Annotated in this window: 18 protein-coding genes and 2 tRNA genes; 6 read left to right on the forward strand and 14 right to left on the reverse strand. The window is 65.4% G+C overall.

Annotated elements, in window-relative coordinates; genetic code table 11:
* Nucleotides 1-33: 33 nt before the first annotated feature.
* The 9 genes from tsaA to EWH21_RS10045 all read right to left on the reverse strand — a co-directional run bounded on the left by tsaA (nt 34) and on the right by EWH21_RS10045 (nt 5,041).
* Entirely contained in the window at nt 34-732 is a 699-nt protein-coding gene (gene tsaA / locus EWH21_RS10005; RefSeq protein ID WP_277700417.1) for a tRNA (N6-threonylcarbamoyladenosine(37)-N6)-methyltransferase TrmO, read from the reverse strand.
* Nucleotides 733-742: 10 nt separating this feature from the next.
* Nucleotides 743-949, reverse strand: a complete 207-nt coding sequence (locus EWH21_RS10010) for a hypothetical protein (protein WP_277700418.1) — start codon at nt 947-949, stop codon at nt 743-745.
* 43 nt (nt 950-992) lie between these two features.
* Nucleotides 993-1,706: an rRNA pseudouridine synthase gene (locus EWH21_RS10015; protein WP_273255492.1), complete on the reverse strand. Its 714-nt coding sequence runs from the start codon at nt 1,704-1,706 to the stop codon at nt 993-995.
* A gap of 73 nt (nt 1,707-1,779) precedes the next feature.
* Complete coding sequence (gene rimO / locus EWH21_RS10020; RefSeq protein WP_277700419.1) at nt 1,780-3,102, reverse strand: 30S ribosomal protein S12 methylthiotransferase RimO; 1,323 nt, start codon at nt 3,100-3,102, stop codon at nt 1,780-1,782.
* 95 nt (nt 3,103-3,197) lie between these two features.
* Nucleotides 3,198-3,746: a cytochrome b gene (locus EWH21_RS10025; protein ID WP_047587813.1), complete on the reverse strand. Its 549-nt coding sequence runs from the start codon at nt 3,744-3,746 to the stop codon at nt 3,198-3,200.
* A gap of 134 nt (nt 3,747-3,880) precedes the next feature.
* A tRNA-Met gene (locus EWH21_RS10030) sits at nt 3,881-3,957 on the reverse strand.
* A 115-nt stretch (nt 3,958-4,072) separates the two neighbouring features.
* Nucleotides 4,073-4,149: transfer RNA gene (locus EWH21_RS10035), tRNA-Met, on the reverse strand.
* 365 nt (nt 4,150-4,514) lie between these two features.
* Nucleotides 4,515-4,775 (reverse strand): LasR-specific antiactivator QslA, encoded by a 261-nt coding sequence (locus EWH21_RS10040; protein WP_080757070.1) that lies wholly within the window; start codon nt 4,773-4,775, stop codon nt 4,515-4,517.
* Complete coding sequence (locus EWH21_RS10045; protein WP_080757071.1) at nt 4,772-5,041, reverse strand: hypothetical protein; 270 nt, start codon at nt 5,039-5,041, stop codon at nt 4,772-4,774. Before EWH21_RS10045 ends, EWH21_RS10040 begins: the two co-directional genes overlap by 4 nt.
* A 624-nt stretch (nt 5,042-5,665) precedes the next feature.
* Here EWH21_RS10045 and dinB point away from each other — a divergent pair.
* Nucleotides 5,666-6,724, forward strand: coding sequence for a DNA polymerase IV (dinB, locus tag EWH21_RS10050; RefSeq protein ID WP_152488408.1), 1,059 nt, complete (start codon nt 5,666-5,668; stop codon nt 6,722-6,724).
* Between the two features lie 58 nt (nt 6,725-6,782).
* Here dinB and EWH21_RS10055 read toward each other — a convergent pair whose 3' ends face one another.
* Genes EWH21_RS10055 through EWH21_RS10070 form a run of 4 tightly spaced genes read right to left on the reverse strand, consistent with a single transcriptional unit; the run spans nt 6,783 to nt 11,398 of the window.
* Nucleotides 6,783-7,181 carry an META domain-containing protein gene (locus EWH21_RS10055; RefSeq protein ID WP_047590001.1) on the reverse strand — a complete coding sequence of 133 codons (399 nt, stop codon included), beginning with the start codon at nt 7,179-7,181 and terminating at the stop codon, nt 6,783-6,785.
* Between the two features lie 2 nt (nt 7,182-7,183).
* The gene (locus EWH21_RS10060) at nt 7,184-7,615 is read right to left on the reverse strand and encodes a hypothetical protein (protein ID WP_277700420.1); all 432 of its coding nucleotides are present in this window, start codon (nt 7,613-7,615) and stop codon (nt 7,184-7,186) included.
* 27 nt (nt 7,616-7,642) lie between these two features.
* Nucleotides 7,643-8,638, reverse strand: a complete 996-nt coding sequence (locus tag EWH21_RS10065) for a 2-hydroxyacid dehydrogenase (RefSeq protein WP_277700421.1) — start codon at nt 8,636-8,638, stop codon at nt 7,643-7,645.
* 9 nt (nt 8,639-8,647) lie between these two features.
* The gene (locus EWH21_RS10070; RefSeq protein WP_277700422.1) at nt 8,648-11,398 is read right to left on the reverse strand and encodes a response regulator; all 2,751 of its coding nucleotides are present in this window, start codon (nt 11,396-11,398) and stop codon (nt 8,648-8,650) included.
* Nucleotides 11,399-11,513: 115 nt separating this feature from the next.
* Between EWH21_RS10070 and EWH21_RS10075 the strand changes: the two genes are divergently transcribed.
* A complete protein-coding gene (locus EWH21_RS10075; RefSeq protein ID WP_081876489.1) occupies nt 11,514-12,224 on the forward strand; it encodes a response regulator transcription factor in 711 nt (236 codons plus the stop codon).
* A complete protein-coding gene (locus EWH21_RS10080) occupies nt 12,221-13,621 on the forward strand; it encodes a sensor histidine kinase (RefSeq protein ID WP_277700423.1) in 1,401 nt (466 codons plus the stop codon). Before EWH21_RS10075 ends, EWH21_RS10080 begins: the two co-directional genes overlap by 4 nt.
* A 129-nt stretch (nt 13,622-13,750) precedes the next feature.
* On the opposite strand, the gene EWH21_RS10085 is transcribed toward EWH21_RS10080, so the two are convergent.
* Nucleotides 13,751-15,835: a TonB-dependent receptor gene (locus EWH21_RS10085; RefSeq protein ID WP_277700424.1), complete on the reverse strand. Its 2,085-nt coding sequence runs from the start codon at nt 15,833-15,835 to the stop codon at nt 13,751-13,753.
* A 466-nt stretch (nt 15,836-16,301) separates the two neighbouring features.
* On the opposite strand from EWH21_RS10085, the gene EWH21_RS10090 reads away from it, so the two are divergent.
* The 3 genes from EWH21_RS10090 to rlmD all read left to right on the forward strand — a co-directional run bounded on the left by EWH21_RS10090 (nt 16,302) and on the right by rlmD (nt 19,650).
* Nucleotides 16,302-17,264 (forward strand): siderophore ABC transporter substrate-binding protein, encoded by a 963-nt coding sequence (locus EWH21_RS10090; RefSeq protein ID WP_277700425.1) that lies wholly within the window; start codon nt 16,302-16,304, stop codon nt 17,262-17,264.
* A gap of 122 nt (nt 17,265-17,386) precedes the next feature.
* Nucleotides 17,387-18,292, forward strand: coding sequence for a cysteine synthase CysM (cysM, locus tag EWH21_RS10095; protein ID WP_037053597.1), 906 nt, complete (start codon nt 17,387-17,389; stop codon nt 18,290-18,292).
* Nucleotides 18,292-19,650 (forward strand): 23S rRNA (uracil(1939)-C(5))-methyltransferase RlmD, encoded by a 1,359-nt coding sequence (gene rlmD / locus EWH21_RS10100; protein ID WP_277700426.1) that lies wholly within the window; start codon nt 18,292-18,294, stop codon nt 19,648-19,650. Before cysM ends, rlmD begins: the two co-directional genes overlap by 1 nt.
* Nucleotides 19,651-19,773: the final 123 nt, after the last annotated feature.

The following is a 19,773-nucleotide window of genomic DNA, read 5'->3' on the forward strand; positions in this document are numbered from 1 at the left end:
ATTGCCAACCGAAATGCCTGCTCATGTGTCTGATCAGGTCGTGGCCGTCTGCACATCGAGTACCCGAATTCGCCCCGGCTCCGGGTAGTGCCAGTGCACGTCCAGGTCCCAGAAGCGCGCGCCGTAGCGCCGGTCCGGCTGGGGTTGCTGGTAGGCCGGGCGCGGGTCCTGGGCCAGGCACTGCTCGATCAGCTCCACCAGGGGTTGGCCAAGACGCAGGGCATGCTGCTGTGCCTGCTGCAGGGCGGCGTCCTGCCAGTCCACCGGAATCAGTGGCGGTGGCGCGTCGGCCATGCCGTTGTGCGCCTCGGCCACGCTGTCGGCGTAGGGCACGTAGGGTTTGATATCCAGCACCGGTGTGCCGTCGAGCAGGTCGATGCCGGACAGATGCAGGCACCCTGGTTCGACCCGTTCCAGGCGCACCACCGACTGACCGATACCATTCGGGCGGTGGGTGGCGCGGGTGCTGAACACGCCCACCGACTGGTTGCCGCCCAGGCGCGGTGGGCGCACCTTCAGGCGCGGCTTGTCTTCCAGTGCCTGGTGAAAGAGAAACAGCAGCCAGACATGACTGACCTGTTCCAGCCCCTGCACGGCATCACCCTGATCGAAGGGCGGCAGCAGCTCCAGCACGCCGCGCGCGGCGGGGGCCAGATGCGGTTGGCGCGGGATGGCGAACTTTTCCTTGAAGCAGGAGTGGACGATACCGACCGGGGAAACCAGATGCTGCATGGCTCGACTCTTAGCGCCTGCTGACCGGGGCGTCGTATGCCACCCGGCAGCCCGCATCGCGGAACGGCCCGGTGAAGCGAATCCAGCCTTCGCCCGGGCTGGTCTGAGCGCAGGTCAGGTGGCCGTCGCTCTTGCTCTGCCAGAGGAAGAACGGCGCTGGCGCAGCGAGGCCGGGCAGGCTCAGGGTGAGCAGGGCGGTGAGGAGCAGGGTACGCATGATGGTGGTCTCCAGAGCGTGATGGGCACAGCCTAACACGGCCTCAGAAGCGTTCCTTGTCACCCAGGTAGCGCCACTGCCCGAGCGGCAGCTTGGCCATCGGCACACCGCCGATGCGGATACGCTTCATCTCCCGTACCTGCAGGCCAAGCGCGGTGCACAGCGTGCGCAGCAGATCCGGCGCCGGGTTCTTCAGGGCGAAGCGCAGGCGTTGCTCGCTCTGCCAGCTGGCCTTGCACGGCGGGTATTGCACGCCCTTGTGCAGCAGGCCTTTCTTCAGACGCTCCAGGCCGTTGGCGGGCATCTCGCCGCTGACCTCGACCAGGTATTCCTGTTCCAGCCTGGCGCCGTCCTCGCGCAGCTTGCGCTGGGCACGCCAGTCCTGGCTGAGCACCACCAGGCCGCTGGCGCCGTTCTGCAGTGGCAGGCTCTGTTCCTGGCGCAGGAAGTGGCCGTGCAGGATGCGCTGTGCGTGCGGATCGGCCTCCCAATGGTTGTCGCGCGTCGGCAGGCGCAGCAGGGCGCCGCCACTGCTACCGGCGGGGACGTGCAGCAGCAGGCTGACCGGCTCCACCGGATCGAGGCTGGCACCGGGCAGCAGCTCCACGCGCTGCTGCTCGTCTACCTTGTGTTGCGGCGCCTCGATCACCTGGCCGTCGACGCTGATCCAGCCGCCGGTGATGTACAGGTCAGCTTCGCGGCGCGAGCAGCCGAGCAGTTCGATGACGCGTTTGGACAGACGGGTGGGTTCGCTCATGGCAGGGCTCGGACAGGCAAATGGGGGGTAGAAAGAACAAGCCCCGCCGAGGCGGGGCTTGCAGGCAGGAGGCTCAGACCAGCTCGCCCCACATGTCGTATTCATCGGCATCGACGATGCGCACGCGCACCTTGTCACCGGGCTTCACGTTGGTGGAGTCGATGAACACGCTGCCGTCGATCTCCGGAGCGTCGGCCCAGGAGCGGGCCACGGCGCCTTCGCCGTCCACTTCGTCGACCAGCACGTCCATCTCCAGGCCGATCTTGGCCTGCAGGCGTGCCGAGCTGATGGCCTGCTGGTGCGCCATGAAGCGCTCCCAGCGGTCCTGCTTGATGTCATCCGGCACCGGCTCCAGGCCCAGGTCGTTGGCCGGGGCGCCTTCCACCGGCGAGTACTGGAAGCAGCCGACACGGTCGAGCTGGGCTTCGGTCAGCCAGTCGAGCAGGTACTGGAAGTCTTCCTCGGTCTCGCCCGGGAAGCCGACGATGAAGGTGGAGCGGATGGTCAGCTCGGGGCAGATCTCGCGCCACTTCTTGATCCGGGCCAGGGTCTTGTCTTCGAAGGCCGGGCGCTTCATCGACTTGAGCACTTTCGGGCTGGCGTGCTGGAAAGGAATGTCGAGGTAGGGCAACAGCTTGCCGGCCGCCATCAGCGGGATCACGTCGTCAACGTTAGGGTAGGGGTAGACGTAGTGCAGGCGCACCCATACACCCATAGCCGACAGGGCCTCGCACAGTTCGAGCATGCGGGTCTTGACCGGCTGCCCGTTCCAGAAGTCCAGCTTGTACTTCAGGTCCACGCCGTAGGCGCTGGTGTCCTGGCTGATCACCAGCAGTTCCTTCACGCCGGCCTTGACCAGGCGCTCGGCTTCACTGAGCACGTCGCCGACCGGGCGGCTGACCAGCTTGCCGCGCATCGACGGGATGATGCAGAAGCTGCAGCTGTGGTTGCAGCCTTCGGAAATCTTCAGGTACGCGTAATGACGCGGTGTCAGCTTGATGCCCTGTGGCGGCACCAGATCGATCAGCGGGTTGTGCTCGGTTTTCGGAGGAATCACCTCGTGCACCGCACTGACCACCTGCTCGTACTGCTGCGGGCCGGTCACGGCCAGCACGCTGGGGTGCACGTCACGGATGCTGTTCTCGGCCACGCCCATGCAGCCGGTGACGATCACCTTGCCGTTCTCGGCGATCGCCTCGCCGATGGCATCCAGGGATTCGGCCTTGGCGCTGTCGATGAAGCCGCAGGTGTTGACCACTACCACGTCGGCATCCTGGTAGGTCGGCACGATCTCGTAACCTTCCATGCGCAGCTGGGTCAGGATGCGTTCGGAGTCGACGGTCGCCTTGGGGCAGCCAAGAGAGACGAAACCGACTTTGGGTGTGGCGGTGGACATGCGGGCTAACCTCTACGGGCGCCTGCGGGCGCCTCTGATCAAAAAGTGCGCAATTCTAGCGGCGCTCAGGGCGCTTGACCAGAGGCGTCTTCACCTCAATTGCGTCCGGGCAGCATGCGCGTCAGGGTGTTGTCGCGCATCACGTAGTGATGGTAAAGACCCGCGACGGCATGCAGGCCGATCAGCCAGTAGCCGGCGGTACCGGCCAGCTCGTGCAGCTCCTTGATCTGCCCGGCCAGCGCCTTGTCCGGGCCGATCAGTGCGGGAAGCTCGAGGCCGAAGAAGGGGATGGGTTTGCCGGCGGCGCTGAGGATCAGCCAGCCGGCCAGCGGGGCGCCGATCATCAGGGCGTACAGCGCCAGGTGCATCAGCTTGGCGGCCAGTGCCTGCCAGGATGGCTGCGGCGGTACGATCGCCGGCGTGCTGCCCAGGGCCCGGGCCAGCAGGCGCAGCCAGACCAGAGCGAAAACGCCGAGGCCGAGCATGAAGTGCCATTGCTTGAGCAGTTCGCGGGTATCGCTGCCCTTGGGAAAGTTGCCCTTGAGTTCGATGCAGGCGTAGACGGCGGCGATCAGGATCAGCATCAGCCAGTGCAGGCCGATGGACAGGCTTCCATAGCGTGGTGGGGTGTTCTTCCAGTTCATTCAGGCTTTCCTCGGTCAATGTCCTGCGTCTGTGGCAGGTACGCCAAGAATAGGCCGATTGCCTTAAGCGAAGCTGAGGGAGGTCAATGCCGGAAACGAAAAAGGCCACTCGATGAGTGGCCTTTTTCTGAAGGTGGTTGCGGGAGCAGGATTTGAACCTACGACCTTCGGGTTATGAGCCCGACGAGCTACCAGACTGCTCCATCCCGCGCCGGCAATTCTACGCTTGCTTGAGAGGTTGTCAATCGATTTGTTGTTTTTGATCGAAAAAGTTAATTTTTCGCCAAAGCAAAAAGGCCACTCATTGAGTGGCCTTTTCGTGAAGCTGGTTGCGGGAGCAGGATTTGAACCTACGACCTTCGGGTTATGAGCCCGACGAGCTACCAGACTGCTCCATCCCGCGTCTGTGGGGCGGCATTCTACCGGCAGATATCTTCCTGTCAACCGCTATTTGCTAGAAAACTGTTTTCAACTCAGATGCTTAGCGTCAAACGCTCGTTGGGCTTCAGGGTTCCAGGCCAGGCTGGGCAAGGCCGCGAGGCGGGTTTGCGTAGTGGTGCGTCACTGCTGTACACGTCTCCTATTTTGCCCCACCTAGCGCCGCTGGTTGAGTGACCAATCTGATAGCAGAGCCTGCTACAGCCTGTCTCTGCGTCAATCGTTCTCATCTTCGAAGCGATTTGGCATTACAAAGCCTGGACGACCATTAGGTTGAATCTGCTGTCGTAGAGAAACCACCTACAGCGCGAGGAGCTTTTCGCTGGCTACTCAGGAATGCTGTGAACCAATTCGCCGGTGGATACGACTTAGAAATCCGACCTCGAAGGCACGCCTTTCTAGAGCGCAAGGTAGGAGATCGCGCTCGGCAATCATGATCGCCCAGAGCCAGCCGCCTCGGGCGTTGTCGAGCCAGGTCTGTGCCAGTTTTGCACCTTGGTTGAATGCTTCCCTGCACTCCGTAGTCCAAATGATTTCAACACCTGGGAGGTCTTCGTGAGGTGGCAGATAGGTCATTGCACTCTTGCTCATCTCGCACCTCCTCGTGCCTCGGATAAAGCTCGGCGATAGAGCACGACCATTTCATTTAGCAACTCCAAAGCAGCGTAAGCGGCGACTCGCACGCGCAGGTCTGTTGGCTGCAAACCGTCTGCCTCGGCCAACTGATCCAATAAATTGCTGAGCATTTCACCGCGTCGTTCAGCTGCTGCTTCAGAGGCTAAGGGGGAACGTTCTGATTCACGCAGCGGGCTTCGCCGCATCGGAAAAGGTACAACACCGGATTCGAACTCAGCCATGGTTCACCTCAACATCGGAGGTGGACAGTAAGACCTGAAGCCCAAGGCGGAGCTCTTGGGTAAAAAGGGGATAGCGCATTTTCCTTATGCTCCTCAGACGATTAAGGAGCCGTCACCCGCCGTTGTCACTCGGCTATGGGTGGCGGACCGTGCGGGGGTGACAAACCGGCGTCCGAGGGAACCGGCCAGGCAAAAGCCTGCCCCACACGGTCCACCATAGAAATTAAGTAACCATGCACTTGGAGTGCTGGCTACTTAGGCTATGGCGCTACCGCGCCTCGAACGATTCGGGTTGTCACACCCGGTCGTGGGATTGACCACGACGGCCGAACTCTAGCCTGCAGGTTTCAGGATGGCAACCAGGCATGGTCTGGTTTGGATTGTGGTCATTTGCTTACAACGGAGACCCCATCATCAGGCTGAGCGAGTTAGTCAGCTGAATTGGTTGTCGAGAGTGGTCGGCAAGACTGCCAGGTCGCGTTGTTTCTTTCTACTGCTTACTGGTTGAGCAATACCTATGACGGTCTCGGTGCATAACGTCTGGTAGAACACCTCTAAGGTATTCAGCGGAGCAATATTCAGCTGTCGTCTTTCATGGGGGCATGCACGTAAAATCGACGGCCTATGAGCCAGCGAAAAATTATCCACGTCGACTGCGACTGCTTCTATGCGGCAATCGAGATGCGCGACGACCCGAGCCTGGCCAGCCGCCCGCTGGCGGTGGGCGGTTCTGCGGATCGGCGTGGGGTGATCGCCACCTGCAACTACGAGGCGCGGGCGTATGGCGTGCGCTCGGCGATGTCCTCGCGACATGCGCTGAAGCTGTGTCCTGACCTGCTGATCGTCAAACCACGTTTCGAGGCCTATCGCGCGGTTTCCCGCGAGATCCACGCCATCTTCCGCCAGTTCACCGATCTGATCGAGCCGCTGTCGCTGGACGAGGCCTACCTCGATGTCAGCGACTCGCCGCATTTTTCCGGCAGTGCCACACGCATCGCCCAGGAAATCCGCCGTCGCGTGGCGCAGGAGCTGCACATCACCGTATCGGCGGGCGTGGCGCCGAACAAGTTCCTGGCCAAGATCGCCAGTGACTGGCGCAAGCCCAACGGGCTGTTCGTCATCACGCCGGATCAGGTCGACGACTTCGTCGCCGAGTTGCCGGTGAACAAGCTGCACGGGGTCGGCAAGGTCACGGCGGACAAGCTGACGCGTCTGGGCATCCGCACCTGCATGGACCTGCGCGACTGGAACAAGCTGGCGCTGGTGCGTGAGTTCGGCAGTTTCGGCGAGCGCCTGTGGCGCCTGGCGCATGGCATCGACGAGCGCGCCGTGCAGGTGGACAGCCGGCGCCAGTCATTGAGCGTCGAGCACACCTTCGATCAGGACCTGCCGGACCTGGAGAGTTGCCTGCAGAGGTTGCCGGCGCTGCTCGAGGAAATGAACGGTCGCCTGCTGCGTCTGGACGCCAGCTATCGGCCGGACAAGCCCTTCGTCAAGGTCAAGTTCCATGACTTCACCCAGACCACCCTGGAGCAGGCGGGCGCCAGCCTCGATCTGGACAGTTACCGGCTGCTGCTGAGCAACGCCTTCGCCCGGGGCGAGAGGCCCGTGCGTCTGCTTGGGGTCGGCGTTCGCCTGCACGACATGCGTGGGCGCCAGGAACAGCTGGATCTGTTCGCCTGACAGGAAGCGGGGCGCTCAGCGACAACGGCGTTGTCGCTGAGCGCCGTCTAAAGTGGTCTCACTCGGCCCAGAGGCGGATCGGCTTGCCGCTGGCCGGCCACAGTTGCAGCTGGCCGATGGCGTTGAAGTCCCAGCGCTGCACCTGGCCCAATGCGGCAAGGAAGCGCTGCTCCTGCTCCATCAGGGCCGGGGCGCACAGCTTGCGCGTGCTGCCGGGGGCCTCGAAGCGCAGGTGTTCGCCAGCCAGCGTGTAACCGGCGAACCAGTGGTTGCAGCCCGCGTTGCCGTGGGCACGACCGTCGGCGGCGAAGGTGATGGTCAGGTGGCTGCGGTCGATCAGCGGGCGTTCACCGATCCATTCGACGCGGTAACTGTGCTCGGTTTCCAGTTGCGGTGCATCGCTGGCGCAACCGACCAGCGTCGTTGTCAGCAGGGCGAGGGGCAGGGCGCGGTGCATGGTCAGGCCTCCTGGCAGGTGCGGCACAGATGACGGCCGGCGTCGTTGCGCCAGCCCAGTTCGGCGATGCGCGCCTCGGCAGCCGGGCCCTGGGCGGCCTTGCCAAGCGCCGCGTCGACAGCGAATTCGAAATCCAGCTGCTTGCCGCAGCCATCGCAGTTGACCTGCCAGTTGTGGATGGCCAGCTCCTTGAACTGCGGGCCTTTGCACACGGCCAGCCATTGGCCGGGCGGATTGATCAGGTGACGGACCTTCTCCACCTGCAGGCGCATGTGCAGGTCACGGCTGCCCTTGAGGGTGACCAGCAGGACGTCGTTGGCCTGGATCGAGCCGCCGTTGCCGGTGACCTGGTAGCGGCCCGGCGCCAGCGCGCGGCATTCGGTGAGGGTGTGTTGCGGGTTGAGCAGGGTGTAGCGGAAATCGTGTTCGGCCATGGGTCCTCCGGATCAGCCGGCATGCTATCACGCGCCGGCCTTGACCTCATTGCCCGGCGTGCCCGCGACCCAGGCGGCGATGTTGTCCAGCGTGGTGCGGGCGATGGCGCCGAGCGCTTCGCGGGTCAGAAAGGCCTGATGCGCGGTGATGATGACGTTGGGGAAGGTCAGCAGCCGGGCCAGGGTGTCGTCCTGCAGCGGGCGGTCGGAGTGATCCTCGAAGAACAGCTCGGATTCCTCTTCATAGACATCCAGCCCCAGGTAGCCGAGCTGGCCGCTCTTCAGCGCGGCGATCAGCGCGGGTGCGTCGACCAGCGCACCACGGCCGGTATTGATCAGCATCACGCCGGGTTTCATCTGCGCCAGGCGGGTGCTGTCGATCAGGTGGTGGCTGGCCTCGGTCAGCGGGCAGTGCAGGCTGAGGATGTCGCTGCCGGCGATCACTTCATCGAGCGTGGCCTGACGGGCGCCGAGGGCCTCGAGCCCGGCCAGCGGGTAGGGGTCGTAGATCAGTACCTGGCAGCCGAAGCCGTGCATGATGCGGGCGAACGCCTGGCCGATCTTGCCGCCTCCGACCACGCCCACGGTCTTGCCGTGGAGGTCGAAGCCGGTCAGCCCATGCAGGGAGAAATCACCTTCGCGGGTACGGTTGAAGGCGCGATGGATGCGCCGGTTCAGGGCCAGCACCAGGGCAGCGGCGTGTTCGGCCACCGCGTGCGGCGAGTAGGCCGGCACCCGCACCACCGGTAGCCCCAGGCGTTGCGCTGCCTGCAGGTCGACATGGTTGTAGCCGGCCGAACGCAGGGCGATCAGGCGTGTGCCCTGGGCGGCCAGGCGCTCCAGCACCGGGGCGGAGAGCTCGTCGTTGATGAAGGCGCAGACCACCTCGCTGCCAGCGGCCAGCGCCGAGCTGTCCAGGGTCAGGCGCGCCTCGTGAAAGTGCAGCTGCCAGTCGGATGGCGCGCCGGCGGCGATGAAGGATTCCCGGTCGTAGGGCTTGCTGCTGAACAGGCAGATACGCATGGCGGTTCCTCAGGCACTCTGCGCCGCGGCTTCGGTGAGGCGGGAAATGGCGGCATCCAGCTCGTCCAGGGCCTGCTGCGCTTCCGGGTCATCCTGTTTCAGCAGCGTCTCGCTACGCTGGCAGGCCGCGCGCAGTTGCGGCACGCCGCAGTAGCGTGTCGCGCCGTGCAGGCGGTGCACGCGCTCGATCAGCGCCGTGCGCTCGCCGGCTTCCCGGGCCTGGCGGATGGCCTGGCGATCACCCGGCAGGCCGGCCAGCAGCATGCTCAGCATGTCTGCGGCCAGGTCGGCCTTGCCGGCGGCCAGGCGCAGCCCTTCTTCGGCGTCGAGCACCTTGCTCTGGGATTGCACCGGCGCCGGCGGGGCGGCCTTGCTGGCCGGCTGGTTGCGCAGGTTCAGGCCGGTCCATTTCAGCACCACCTGGGCCAACTGGCGTTCGTTGATCGGCTTGGTCAGGTAGTCGTCCATGCCGCTCTGCAGCAGGGCGCGTTTTTCGTTGGCCAGGGCATGGGCGGTCAGGGCGATGATCGGGGTGGCGCTGTGCCCCTGTTCGTTCTCCCAGTAGCGGATGGCTTCCGTGGCCTCGCGGCCGTCCATGCCGGGCATCTGCACGTCCATGAACACCAGGTCGAAATTGCCGTGCTTGACCGCATCGATCGCCGCGTAGCCGCTGTCCACCGCCGTGACCTGGGCGCCCATGTCATCGAGCAGGGTACGCACCAGCAGCAGGTTGGCCGGGTTGTCGTCGACGCAGAGGATGTGCGGCCGGCGCGTGTCGTTGATCAGCAGCGGTTCGTTGAGCGGGCGCTGCGGGTTGACCAGTTCGACCAGCGCCTTGTGCAGCTTGCGCGTGCAGGGCGGCTTGGCCTGCAACTGGGTGTAGGCATCTGGCAGCGTGCTGTGGAAGGTCCCCAGCTCGGTGGTCGGGCAGAGCACCAGGGCCTTGCAGCCAAGGCGGTCGAGCTCCTGAATGCGCTGGCCGAGGGTGTCGGGTGGCATCTGCCCGGCGGTGATGCCCAGGACTGCCAGGGTCAGCGATCGCGTCTGATGCTGCTGGGTGCTGACGGCATCGAACAGCGCGCCGGCATCGGCGAAGCTCTCCACTTCCAGGCCGCAGTCCTCCAGCTGGTGGGCCAGGGCCTGACGCGCCAGTTCATGGCTTTCGAGAATGGCCACGCGATGACCGAGCAGCGCGGTACGGGGCAGGTCCTCGGCATCGTCGCGTGCCTTGGGCAGTGCCAGGCTGATCCAGAATTCCGAGCCTTCACCCGGGGTGCTGTCGACGCCGATCTCGCCGCCCATCTGTTCGATCAGGCGCTTGGAGATCACCAGGCCGAGGCCGGTGCCGCCGGTCTGCCGGGTCAGCGAGTTGTCGGCCTGGCTGAAGGCCTGGAACAGCGCGCGCAGCTCCTCGTCCGACAGGCCGATGCCGGTGTCCATCACGCTGATGCGCAGTTGCGCGCTGTCGGGGCTTTCGTCCTCGACCATCGCGCGCATGACGATGGTGCCTTCGCGGGTGAACTTGATCGCGTTGCTGACCAGGTTGGTGAGCACCTGCTTGAGGCGCTGCGGGTCGCCGCGCAGGGCCAGCGGGGTATCGCGATAGATCAGGCTGACCAGCTCCAGCTGCTTCTCGTGGGCGGCGGGCGCGAGGATGGTCAGGGTGTCCTGGAGCAGGTCACGGAGGTTAAAGGGAATCGACTCCAGCGCCAGTTTGCCCGCCTCGATCTTGGAGAAGTCGAGGACCTCGTTGATGATGCCGAGCAGGCTGTCGGCGGACTTCTCGATGGTCGTCAGGTAGTCCTGCTGGCGCGGGCTTAGTTCGCTTTTCTGCAGCAGGTTGGTGAAACCCAGGATGCCGTTGAGCGGCGTGCGGATCTCGTGGCTCATGTTGGCGAGGAATTCCGACTTGATGCGGCTGGCTTCCAGCGCCTCCTTGCGGGCGAAGTCCAGTTCGATGTTCTGGATCTCGATGGTCTCCAGGTTCTGCCGGACGTCTTCGGTGGCCTGTTCGATACTGTGCTGCAGCTCTTCCTGGGCATTCTGCAGGGCTTCGGCCATGCGGTTGATGCCGGCTGCCAGCTCGTCCATCTCGTGGCTGCCCAGTGGCGGCAAGCGGGTTTCCAGGTTGCCGTCCTTGAGCTGGGCGACACCGGCCTTGATCGCACGCAGCGGTTCATTGATGGTGCGGCTCATGCGCAGGGCGAGCAGGGCGGTGACGGCCAGGCCGCCGACGATCAGCAGCAGGCTGGCGAACAGGCTGCGGTAGCCGCTGAGCAGCGTGCCCTGGTGCGACAGCTCCAGTTCCACCCAGCCGAGCAGCTGCGGAGGCTTTTCCGTTTCGCTCACGTCGCTGAGCACCAGGTGCTGGTCGTAGACCGGAAGCAGGAACCGCGTGGCGTCCTGGCCGCTGAGCAGGCTGATCTCGGTCTGGCTGTCGGGGGCGGGGTTGAGCATGCTGGGGCCGGCATGCGCCAGGGCCGTGCGCTCCGGTGCGAGGAAGCTGACCACGCGCACGTCGGGGTGGTCCAGCGCCTGCTGGGCGATGCGCTCGAGCAGGGCCTTGTTCTGTTGCTGCAGGGCCGGTGCGGCCAAGGGCGCCAGGTGTTCGACCAGCATCTCCCCACGCTGCAGCAGTTGCGCCTGCAGGTTGGACAGCTGCACCCAGGTGAAATAGCCGCCCAGGACCAGAGCCAGCAGGCTGGTGGGAAGCAGGGTGAGCAGCAGTACACGCCCTTTGATGCCGAGATCCTTGAACACGATGTCTCTCCGTAATGACATCCGCGCAGTGTAGCGATTCGGCGCGACGGAATCTTCAGGTGAGCGGTTGTCGTTTAGGAGGTAGAATTATTCTCATTTTATTCCGTGGTCCCCGATGATGGCTCATTCTCCCGTGTCTGCCCGCATTCTCGCCGTCGAAGATGACCCCCTGCTGGCCAGCCACCTGCAGGCCGACCTGATGCGCCGCGGCTATGAGGTGACCCTCAGCCACGATGGCAGCGAGGGGCTGAGCCTGGCCGAGCGCGAGGACTTCGACCTGGTGTTGATGGACATCATGCTGCCGGGCACCAACGGCCTGGAGGCCCTGCAGCGTTTGCGCCAGCGTCGCCGGGTGCCGGTGTTGCTGATGTCGGCGCTGGGCGACGAGCAGAACCGCATCGCCGGCTTCAGCCAGGGGGCGGACGACTATTTGCCCAAGCCGTTCAGCCTGGGTGAGCTGAGCGTGCGGATCGAAGCGATCCTGCGCCGCGTGGCCTACGAACGGCACGAGCAGCAGGCCCCCAGGAGCGACGAGGGGCTGAGCTTCGACGAGGGACGTAGCGATGTCTCGCATGCCGGGCAGTGGGCCGGACTGACACCCAGCGAGTACCGGGTGCTGGAGCTGCTCTGGCGCAACCGCGAGGAAGTCCTGAGCAAACCCTTCCTCTATCAGCAGGCGTTGCGTCGCGCCTATGCCCAGCATGATCGCAGCCTGGACATGCATGTCAGCCACGTGCGTCGCAAGCTGCAGGCCATCGGCTATGCCGATGCGCGGGTGGACACCGCCTGGGGCAAGGGCTACGTGATGGTGCAGGTCAGCCCATGAGCCTGCCGGGGCGGCACTCGCTGCTGTGGAAACTGAGCGGTGCACTGGCGCTGTTCTGCCTGTTGCTGGTCAGCCTGCATGTCGATATCGGTCGCCTCCTGCTGCAGAACACTTCCTACCTGTCTGACTCGACCAAGGCGGTGCTCGGTGATTATGCGCACGCCGCCGAGCGTGCCTGGCGTGAAGACGGGGCCGAGGGCGTCGATGGTTTTCTGCGGGCATTGCGCGAACGCGAGCAGGTCTGGGCGGTGGTGGTCGACGCCGAGCTGCGTTCGCTGTCCTCGCAGCCGCTGGACGGGGAGGCGCGGCAGCGCCTGGATTTCGTGCGTGCGCTCGATTTTTCCGTCGGACGCCCCGGGGGCACTCCGGCGTTTTCCATTCCGTTCAGCGACGACCAGGCGCGCCTGATCATGGAGCTGCCGCAGCGCCTGAACCCGCGTCGCTACAACGACATCTGGGAAGCCCTGCTGCAGCGGGTGCTGCCGGCCGTGCTCGCGGTATTGCTCGGCCTGCTGTTGTACCGCGTGCTGATCGCGCCGCTGGCGATCCTGCGCCGCCAGGCGGTGGCACTGAGTGCCGGCGACCTGGATGCCCGGGTCGGTCCCGGGGTGGGCGGCCGCCAGGACGAGCTGGGAGAGCTGGCGCGGACCTTCGATCACATGGCCGGGCGTCTGCAGAATACGCTGACCTTTCAGCGTCAGCTGCTGCGTGACCTGTCGCACGAGCTGCGCACCCCGCTGAGCCGGCTGCGTGTCGCCGGCGAGCACGAGCAGGATATCGTCGCCCTGCGCCAGCGCCTGGAGCGTGAGGTCGAGGGCATGGAGAAGCTGATCGGCGACACCCTCGAGCTGGTCTGGCTGGATACCGAACGGCCCAGCCTGCCGCTGGAGCCGATCGATATCGGCCGGCTCTGGGAAGTGCTGCGCGAGAATGCCGGCTTCGAGTCGGGCTGGGACATCCAGCGCTTGCCCTGCGATCTGCCAGCCGACTGCATCGTGCGCGGGCACCTCAACGGCCTGGCGCAGGCGCTGGAGAACGTGTTGCGCAACGCGATTCGCCACTCCCCCGAGGGCGGGGTGGTGCGCCTGAGCGGTCGGCGCGAAGGGGATCATTGGTGGCTGTGTGTCGAGGACCAGGGGCCAGGCGTGCCGCAACAGGCGCTGGAAGCGATCTTTCGTCCCTTCACCCGCCTCAACGCGGCGCGCCCAGGTGGCGATGGCTACGGTCTCGGTCTGGCCATCGCGCGCAGCATGGTGCAACTGCAGGGCGGCCAGTTGTGGGCAGAGAGCCCGGAAGCGGGGTTGCGCATCCATCTGCGCCTGCCGGCGGCCCCTGGCGAGTCCGCACCTCAGCAGCAGGCGCCAGTGGCGGCCCAGGCGGATTCGGCGCTCGGTTGACTCACCTGACTGGGCTGCGCCAGCCGGTTATCGACCTGGATACGGCGACCGCCACGCGAACCCGGTGACGGCTTGACGATGCGTCTGTGCATGGACATCCGCCCTGCGTGCAGGGCGGGTCCCGTCGCCTCAGAAGTTCTGCGTCAGGCCGAACACGTAGCGCCGGCCATCGAGGTTGTAGGCGAAGTCCTCATCGGTGGTGACCTCTTTGTTGGTGACGTTGTAGATACCGAACTTGAGGCTCAGGTCGCGGCTGGGTTTGTACACCAGGCCGACGTCGGCGAAGGTGTAGGCGGGGTAGGTCACGCCGTTGCTGCTGGAGCCACTGGTGCCGGTCTGCCAGCGGCCGGAGGTCTCGCCACGGTAGTTGATCTGGGTCCACAGGTTCAGTTTCTCGCTCGCCTGCCAGTCCAGCGAGGCATTGAACATGTGCTTGGCCACGTCGTTGAGCGGCTCTCCCTTGTACTGCCCGGACTTCTGCTCGGTGCTGGTGTAGGTGTAGCTGTGGCGGTAGGTGAGGTTGTCGAGAATCTGGTAGTCGAGGGTGAACTCGACGCCTCTCAGCTCGGCCTCGTCGACGTTCTCGTAGGCGGTATACCCGTACTGGTGGGCGGGGTAGGTGGTGCCGTTGTAGGTACAGGCGACGTTCTGGGCGCAGATGCGGCCGGTGCGGTTGATCTTGTCCTCGTAGTCGATCTGGTAGACGGTCAGGGTGCTGCTGAGGCCCAGGTCGAAGTTCTCGTAGCCGATCCCCAGTTCGCGGTTGACGCTGGTTTCCGGGATCAGATCGGGGTTGCCGATGATCACCCCGCCCCTCGAGGTGGCGCCGTAGTCGGTGGCGCTCTGGCGCAGGGCCGGCGCCTTGTAGCCGGTGGTCACGCCGCCCTTGAGGGTGAAGTTGTCATTCAGGCGATAGACCGCGTAGACCTTCGGGCTGAACTCGCTGCCATAGGCCTGGTTGTCATCGAAACGACCGCTCAGGGTCAGGGTCAGGGCATCGGTCAGGCTCCAGTTGTCCTCCAGGAACAGGGAGTTCTGGTAGCGATCCATCTCCACCACCGCGTTGGCGTCCGCCACCACCGGCTCGCGCAGCCCGCTGCTGGCGCCGTCCTCGAGCTTCTCGTACTTGTGCGTCAGGCCCGCGGTGAGGGCGTGCGAGCCGGCGAAGTAGGTCGCCTGGGTATTGGCCGTCAGCACGCTGTACTCGATGCCTTCACCGGTCGTGGCGTTCAGGCGGCTGAGGTTCTCGGAGTGGTCGTAATTGATGTAGCTGTCGCTCAGCAGGTTGCCGTAGCGGCCTTCGTGGGTGATCGCGTACGTGCGCTGGATCGAGTCGGTGAAGGTGGCGTCGTCCGCCTGGGGCAGGCTCTTGCCGGGGTTGGCCCAGCGCCGTTGGCGGCCCTCGTTGTAGTTGAAGGTGACGAGGTTCTGTTCATCGATGTTCCAGCCCAGCTTGCCGCCAGCGTTGCTGCGTCTGTAGCGCGGGTCGGTGGCGCCGCTGTCGTCCTCCCCGATGAGGTGGCTCTCATCCTGGTGCAGGAACGAGCCATTGAGCTGCAGGGACAGCACATCGCGGATCAGCGGCGCATTCAGGTAGGCGCTGGTCTGGTAGCCATCCTCGTTGACGTCGTTCTTGCTGTCGGCCATCGAGTATTCGGCGGTGATGCTGCCACCGAACTCGTTGTGGATCCGCTTGGTGATGATGTTGACCACGCCGCCCATGGCGTCGGAGCCATAGAGCGAGGATGCCGGGCCGCGGATGACCTCGATACGCTCGATGGCCTCGATCGGCGGCAGGAAGTTGATCGGCGTGCCCGCCTGGGTGCCGTTCAGGCCGAAGGCGTCGTTGCCCTGCACCGGACGGCCATCGATCAGGAACAGGGTGTAGCCGGCCGTCATGCCGCGGATCATGATCGAGCGCTCGACGCCGCCCCCGGCGATCTGCACGCCGGCGACATTCTTCAGCGCATCGGTGACATCGGTATAGGAGCGCTTTTTCAGCTCTTCGGCCGAGATCACGCTGATGCTGGCCGGCGCATCCTTGATGCTCTGCTCGAAGCCCGAGGCGGTCACGACCACGTCATTGAGCTTCACCTGATCGGATGCCTGCGCGGCGGCGGTCGTGCAGGCGACCGAGGTCAGTGCGACGGCCAGCAGGGTTTTCTGGAACTGTGGGTTGCAACGAGCAGTGAACGGGTGGCGCGTGCGTGACATGCGAATAGCTCCTACGGAAATCAGGATGGCCCGGGTGTCGGCGTGCTTGCAGAGCGACGGCGCGTCTCCGGCGGCGCAGGGCAGATCGTCCCGGCGGCTGTTCGGAGGCGTGACGCGATACGGGCGAGTGCTGCTGGGGCGCCCATGTCCGGGCAGGTCTTGCCGCTGGCAATCTGCCGGTAAGCTGCGGACAGGTCGCAAATGATATGAATACTCATCTGCGAGTAAATGTGATTTACAAACTATACATTTGCACTTTGTAAATTCTGCGCACCCCGGCAGCCCTGCACAGCAGAGGGCTCGTGGGCCTGGTTCCGGCGAGGTGTAAATCCGAATGCGGCTCAATATCAATTGCAAAATCGCTGCTGTACCCTCGACGGCGCCTGGGCGGGGCGCATGCAGCCGAGGCGACGCCCGCATGCGGCGTACGCGCCCGCTACCTGTCCATTGCAACGAGGAGAGTGAGATGTCGTCGCTTCGCTCCGCCGTGACCCACCTGGTCGCCGCGTTCGCCCTGCTGGCCCTGGCGTCTGCCCATGGCGCCTATCCACTGACGGTCAATCATGCGCAGGGTGGCCTGACGCTGAACGAGGTTCCCAAACGGGTTGCCGTGTTCGACCTGGCCACCCTGGATACGCTGGATGCACTCGGCGTGTCGGCGGCCGGGGTGCCGCGGATGGCCGGCCCCGAGTACCTGAAAGACGCCTACGCGGGGCGTGAGGCGGCCAATGTCGGCACCCTGTTCGAGCCGGACTACGCTGCGCTGGAAGCCCTCCGCCCGGACCTGATCATCATTGCCGGGCGTTCCAGTGGCGCTTACGCGAAACTCGCGCAGCTGGCGCCGACCCTCGACCTGAGCATCGCGCCGGATGCCTTCGTCGCCGGGGTGCGGCAGAACCTGCGGCTGCTGGGCGACATCTTCGACCGCCAGGCACGGGCCGCCCGGCTGGATGCCGAGCTGCAACAGGCGCTGGCGGCGACGCACGAGAAGAACCAGGGGCTCGCTACGCTGACGCTGTTCACCGTCAACGATGCGCTGATGGTGCATGCGCCAGGCGAGCGTTTCGGCATGCTCGCCGAGGTGCTGGGCACGACGTCCGTTGCCCCGCCGGTCGACCCGGCATCCCTGCCGCAGGGCCGCCCGGCGCCCGGTTCGCCAGAGGCCATGCAGCTGCGCGAACGGCACAAGGCGCGCCTGGCTGCCGCCCTGCAGGCCGAGCCGGACTGGCTGGTGATCCTGGATCGCGGTGCCGCGACCGGTGGCGAAGGCAAGGCGGCGCAGACGCTCGCCGCGCACCCGGCTGTCGCCGCCAGTACGGCCTGGACCCAGGGCCGGGTGTTCTATCTCGATCCGGCCACTTGGTACATCGCCACGGGGGGGTATCAGGGACTGATGAAGACCCTGGAGGATTTCGCGGCGGCGCGGTGAAGCCAGCGCCTGCCGCTGCGGGCATCGGCTTCATCACGCCCTGACATGGATCATGGCGTGATGAAGCCACGGGTTCGGCGTATCATGACGCCCCTTTGCGTCAGTCTGGATTCGCACACCCCATGAGCCTGCAATTCCCCACCATCGCCGACTGCATCGGCAATACGCCTCTGGTGCGCCTGCAACGCCTGGCTGGCGAGACCAGCAACACCCTGCTGGTCAAGCTGGAAGGCAACAACCCGGCCGGGTCGGTCAAGGATCGCCCGGCGCTGTCGATGATCAACCGTGCCGAGCTGCGTGGCGACATCCAGCCAGGCGACACCCTGATCGAAGCCACCAGCGGCAACACCGGCATCGCCCTGGCGATGGCGGCGGCGATCAAGGGTTACAAGATGATCCTGATCATGCCCGACAACTCCACTGCCGAGCGCAAGTGGGCGATGACCGCCTACGGCGCCGAGCTGATTCTGGTCAGCAAGGAGGAGGGCATGGAGGGCGCGCGTGACCTGGCGGAGAAACTGCAGGCCGAAGGCCGTGGCAAGGTGCTCGACCAGTTCGCCAACGGCGACAACCCCGAGGCGCACTACAGCGGCACCGGCCCGGAAATCTGGCGCCAGACCGGCGGAACCATCACCCACTTCATCAGCTCGATGGGCACCACCGGCACCATCATGGGGACCTCGCGCTACCTCAAGGAGCAGAACCCGGCGATCCAGATCGTCGGCCTGCAACCGCAGGAAGGCTCGGCCATTCCCGGCATCCGTCGCTGGCCGCAGGAATACCTGCCGAAGATCTACCAGGCCGAGCGTGTCGATCAGGTGATGGACATGGGCCAGGCCGAGGCCGAGCACGTGATGCGGCGCCTGGCGCGTGAAGAAGGCATCTTCTGCGGCGTTTCCTCCGGCGGTTCGGTGGCCGGCATGCTGCGCCTGTCGCAGCAGGTGGAGAACGCCGTGCTGGTGGCGATCATCTGCGACCGCGGCGACCGCTACCTGTCCACTGGCGTTTACGAAGAACCGACGAACTGATGGCCAGACGCAGCTCCAACCTGCGCTTCCAGCCCAGCGGCGGCAGTCGGGCGACGCAGGTACCGGTCGGCAAGAAGCAGAAACTCACCATCGAGCGGCTGGCGGGTGACGGTCGCGGCATCGCCTTCGAGGCCGGGCGCACCTGGTTCGTCAGCGGTGCCCTGGCTGGCGAAGAGGTCGAGGCGCGGGTGCTGAGCGCGCGCAGCCAGACCGTCGAGGCCCGTGCCGAACGCATCATCGCCGCCAGCAGCGAACGACGCGTCGCGCCCTGTGCGCATGCCGAGCGCTGCGGCGGCTGCAACCTGCAGCACCTGCCTCATGCCGAGCAGCTTGCCCTGAAACAGCGCACGCTGGCCGAGCAGCTGTCGCGCCTGGGTGGCGTGCAGCCGGAGGCGTGGGCGGCGCCGCTGGTCGGCCCCGAGCTGGCCTACCGGCGCCGGGCACGCGTTGCCGTGCGCTGGGATGTCAAGGCGCGTCAGCTGCAGGTCGGGTTCCGCGCCGAGGCCAGCCAGGAGATCGTCGCCATCGATGACTGCCCGGTACTGGTACAGCCCTTGCAACCCATTTTCCAGGCATTGCCGGCGCTGCTGCACAGCCTGGAGAAACCCCAGGCAGTCGGTCACGTCGAGCTGTTCAGTGGCACCGCCGAAGCCGTCCTGCTGCGGCATACCGCAGCGCTGACCGATGCCGATCTGGCCCGTCTGCGCCGCTTCTGTCACGAGCATGCCGCGCAGCTCTGGTTGCAGGGCGACGGGCAGCCACAGGCGGACGACGCGGCCGCCGAACTGGGCTTCGAGCTGCCGCGCTGGCAGCTGCGACTGGCCTATCGCCCCGGGGATTTCGTGCAGGTCAACGGTCCGGTCAACGAGGCGATGGTCGCGCAGGCGCTAGACTGGTTGGCAGTGCAGGCGGATGAACGCGTGCTGGATCTGTTCTGCGGGCTGGGCAATTTCGCCCTGCCGCTGGCGCGTCAGGCTGCCGAGGTGGTGGCCGTGGAAGGGGGCGAGGCGATGGTGGCGCGAGCCGCCGCCAACGCCGCGAACAATGGCCTGGGCAATGCGCACTTTTTTCGTGCCGACCTGTCCAAGCCGCTGGCCGACGAGGCCTGGGCGCGCGGCGGTTTCTCCGCGGTGCTGCTCGACCCGCCGCGCGACGGTGCGCTGCAGGTCGTGCTCGGCATGCGCGAGCTGGGCGCCCGGCGCCTGGTCTATGTATCCTGCAACCCGACCACCCTGGCGCGCGATGCCGCCGAACTGGTCCGGCAGGGATACCGCCTGCGACGTGCCGGGATTCTCGACATGTTCGCGCAGACCGCGCATGTCGAGGCGATGGCGTTATTCGAGATAGCCGAGCCTTAGGTTCGGGACAAGGCGGCACGTTCGGTGTCGCAGGGATGTGCAGGATGCACGTTCTTTCAGTTAATCCGACCGGCTCAGAGAAGGCCGGCGACTGCTCGGTGCGGCGTATGCGCACCGTAGGGA

It is taken from the genome of Pseudomonas sp. REST10, from assembly GCF_029542605.1.
In the GTDB taxonomy this organism is placed as follows: domain Bacteria; phylum Pseudomonadota; class Gammaproteobacteria; order Pseudomonadales; family Pseudomonadaceae; genus Aquipseudomonas; species Aquipseudomonas khazarica.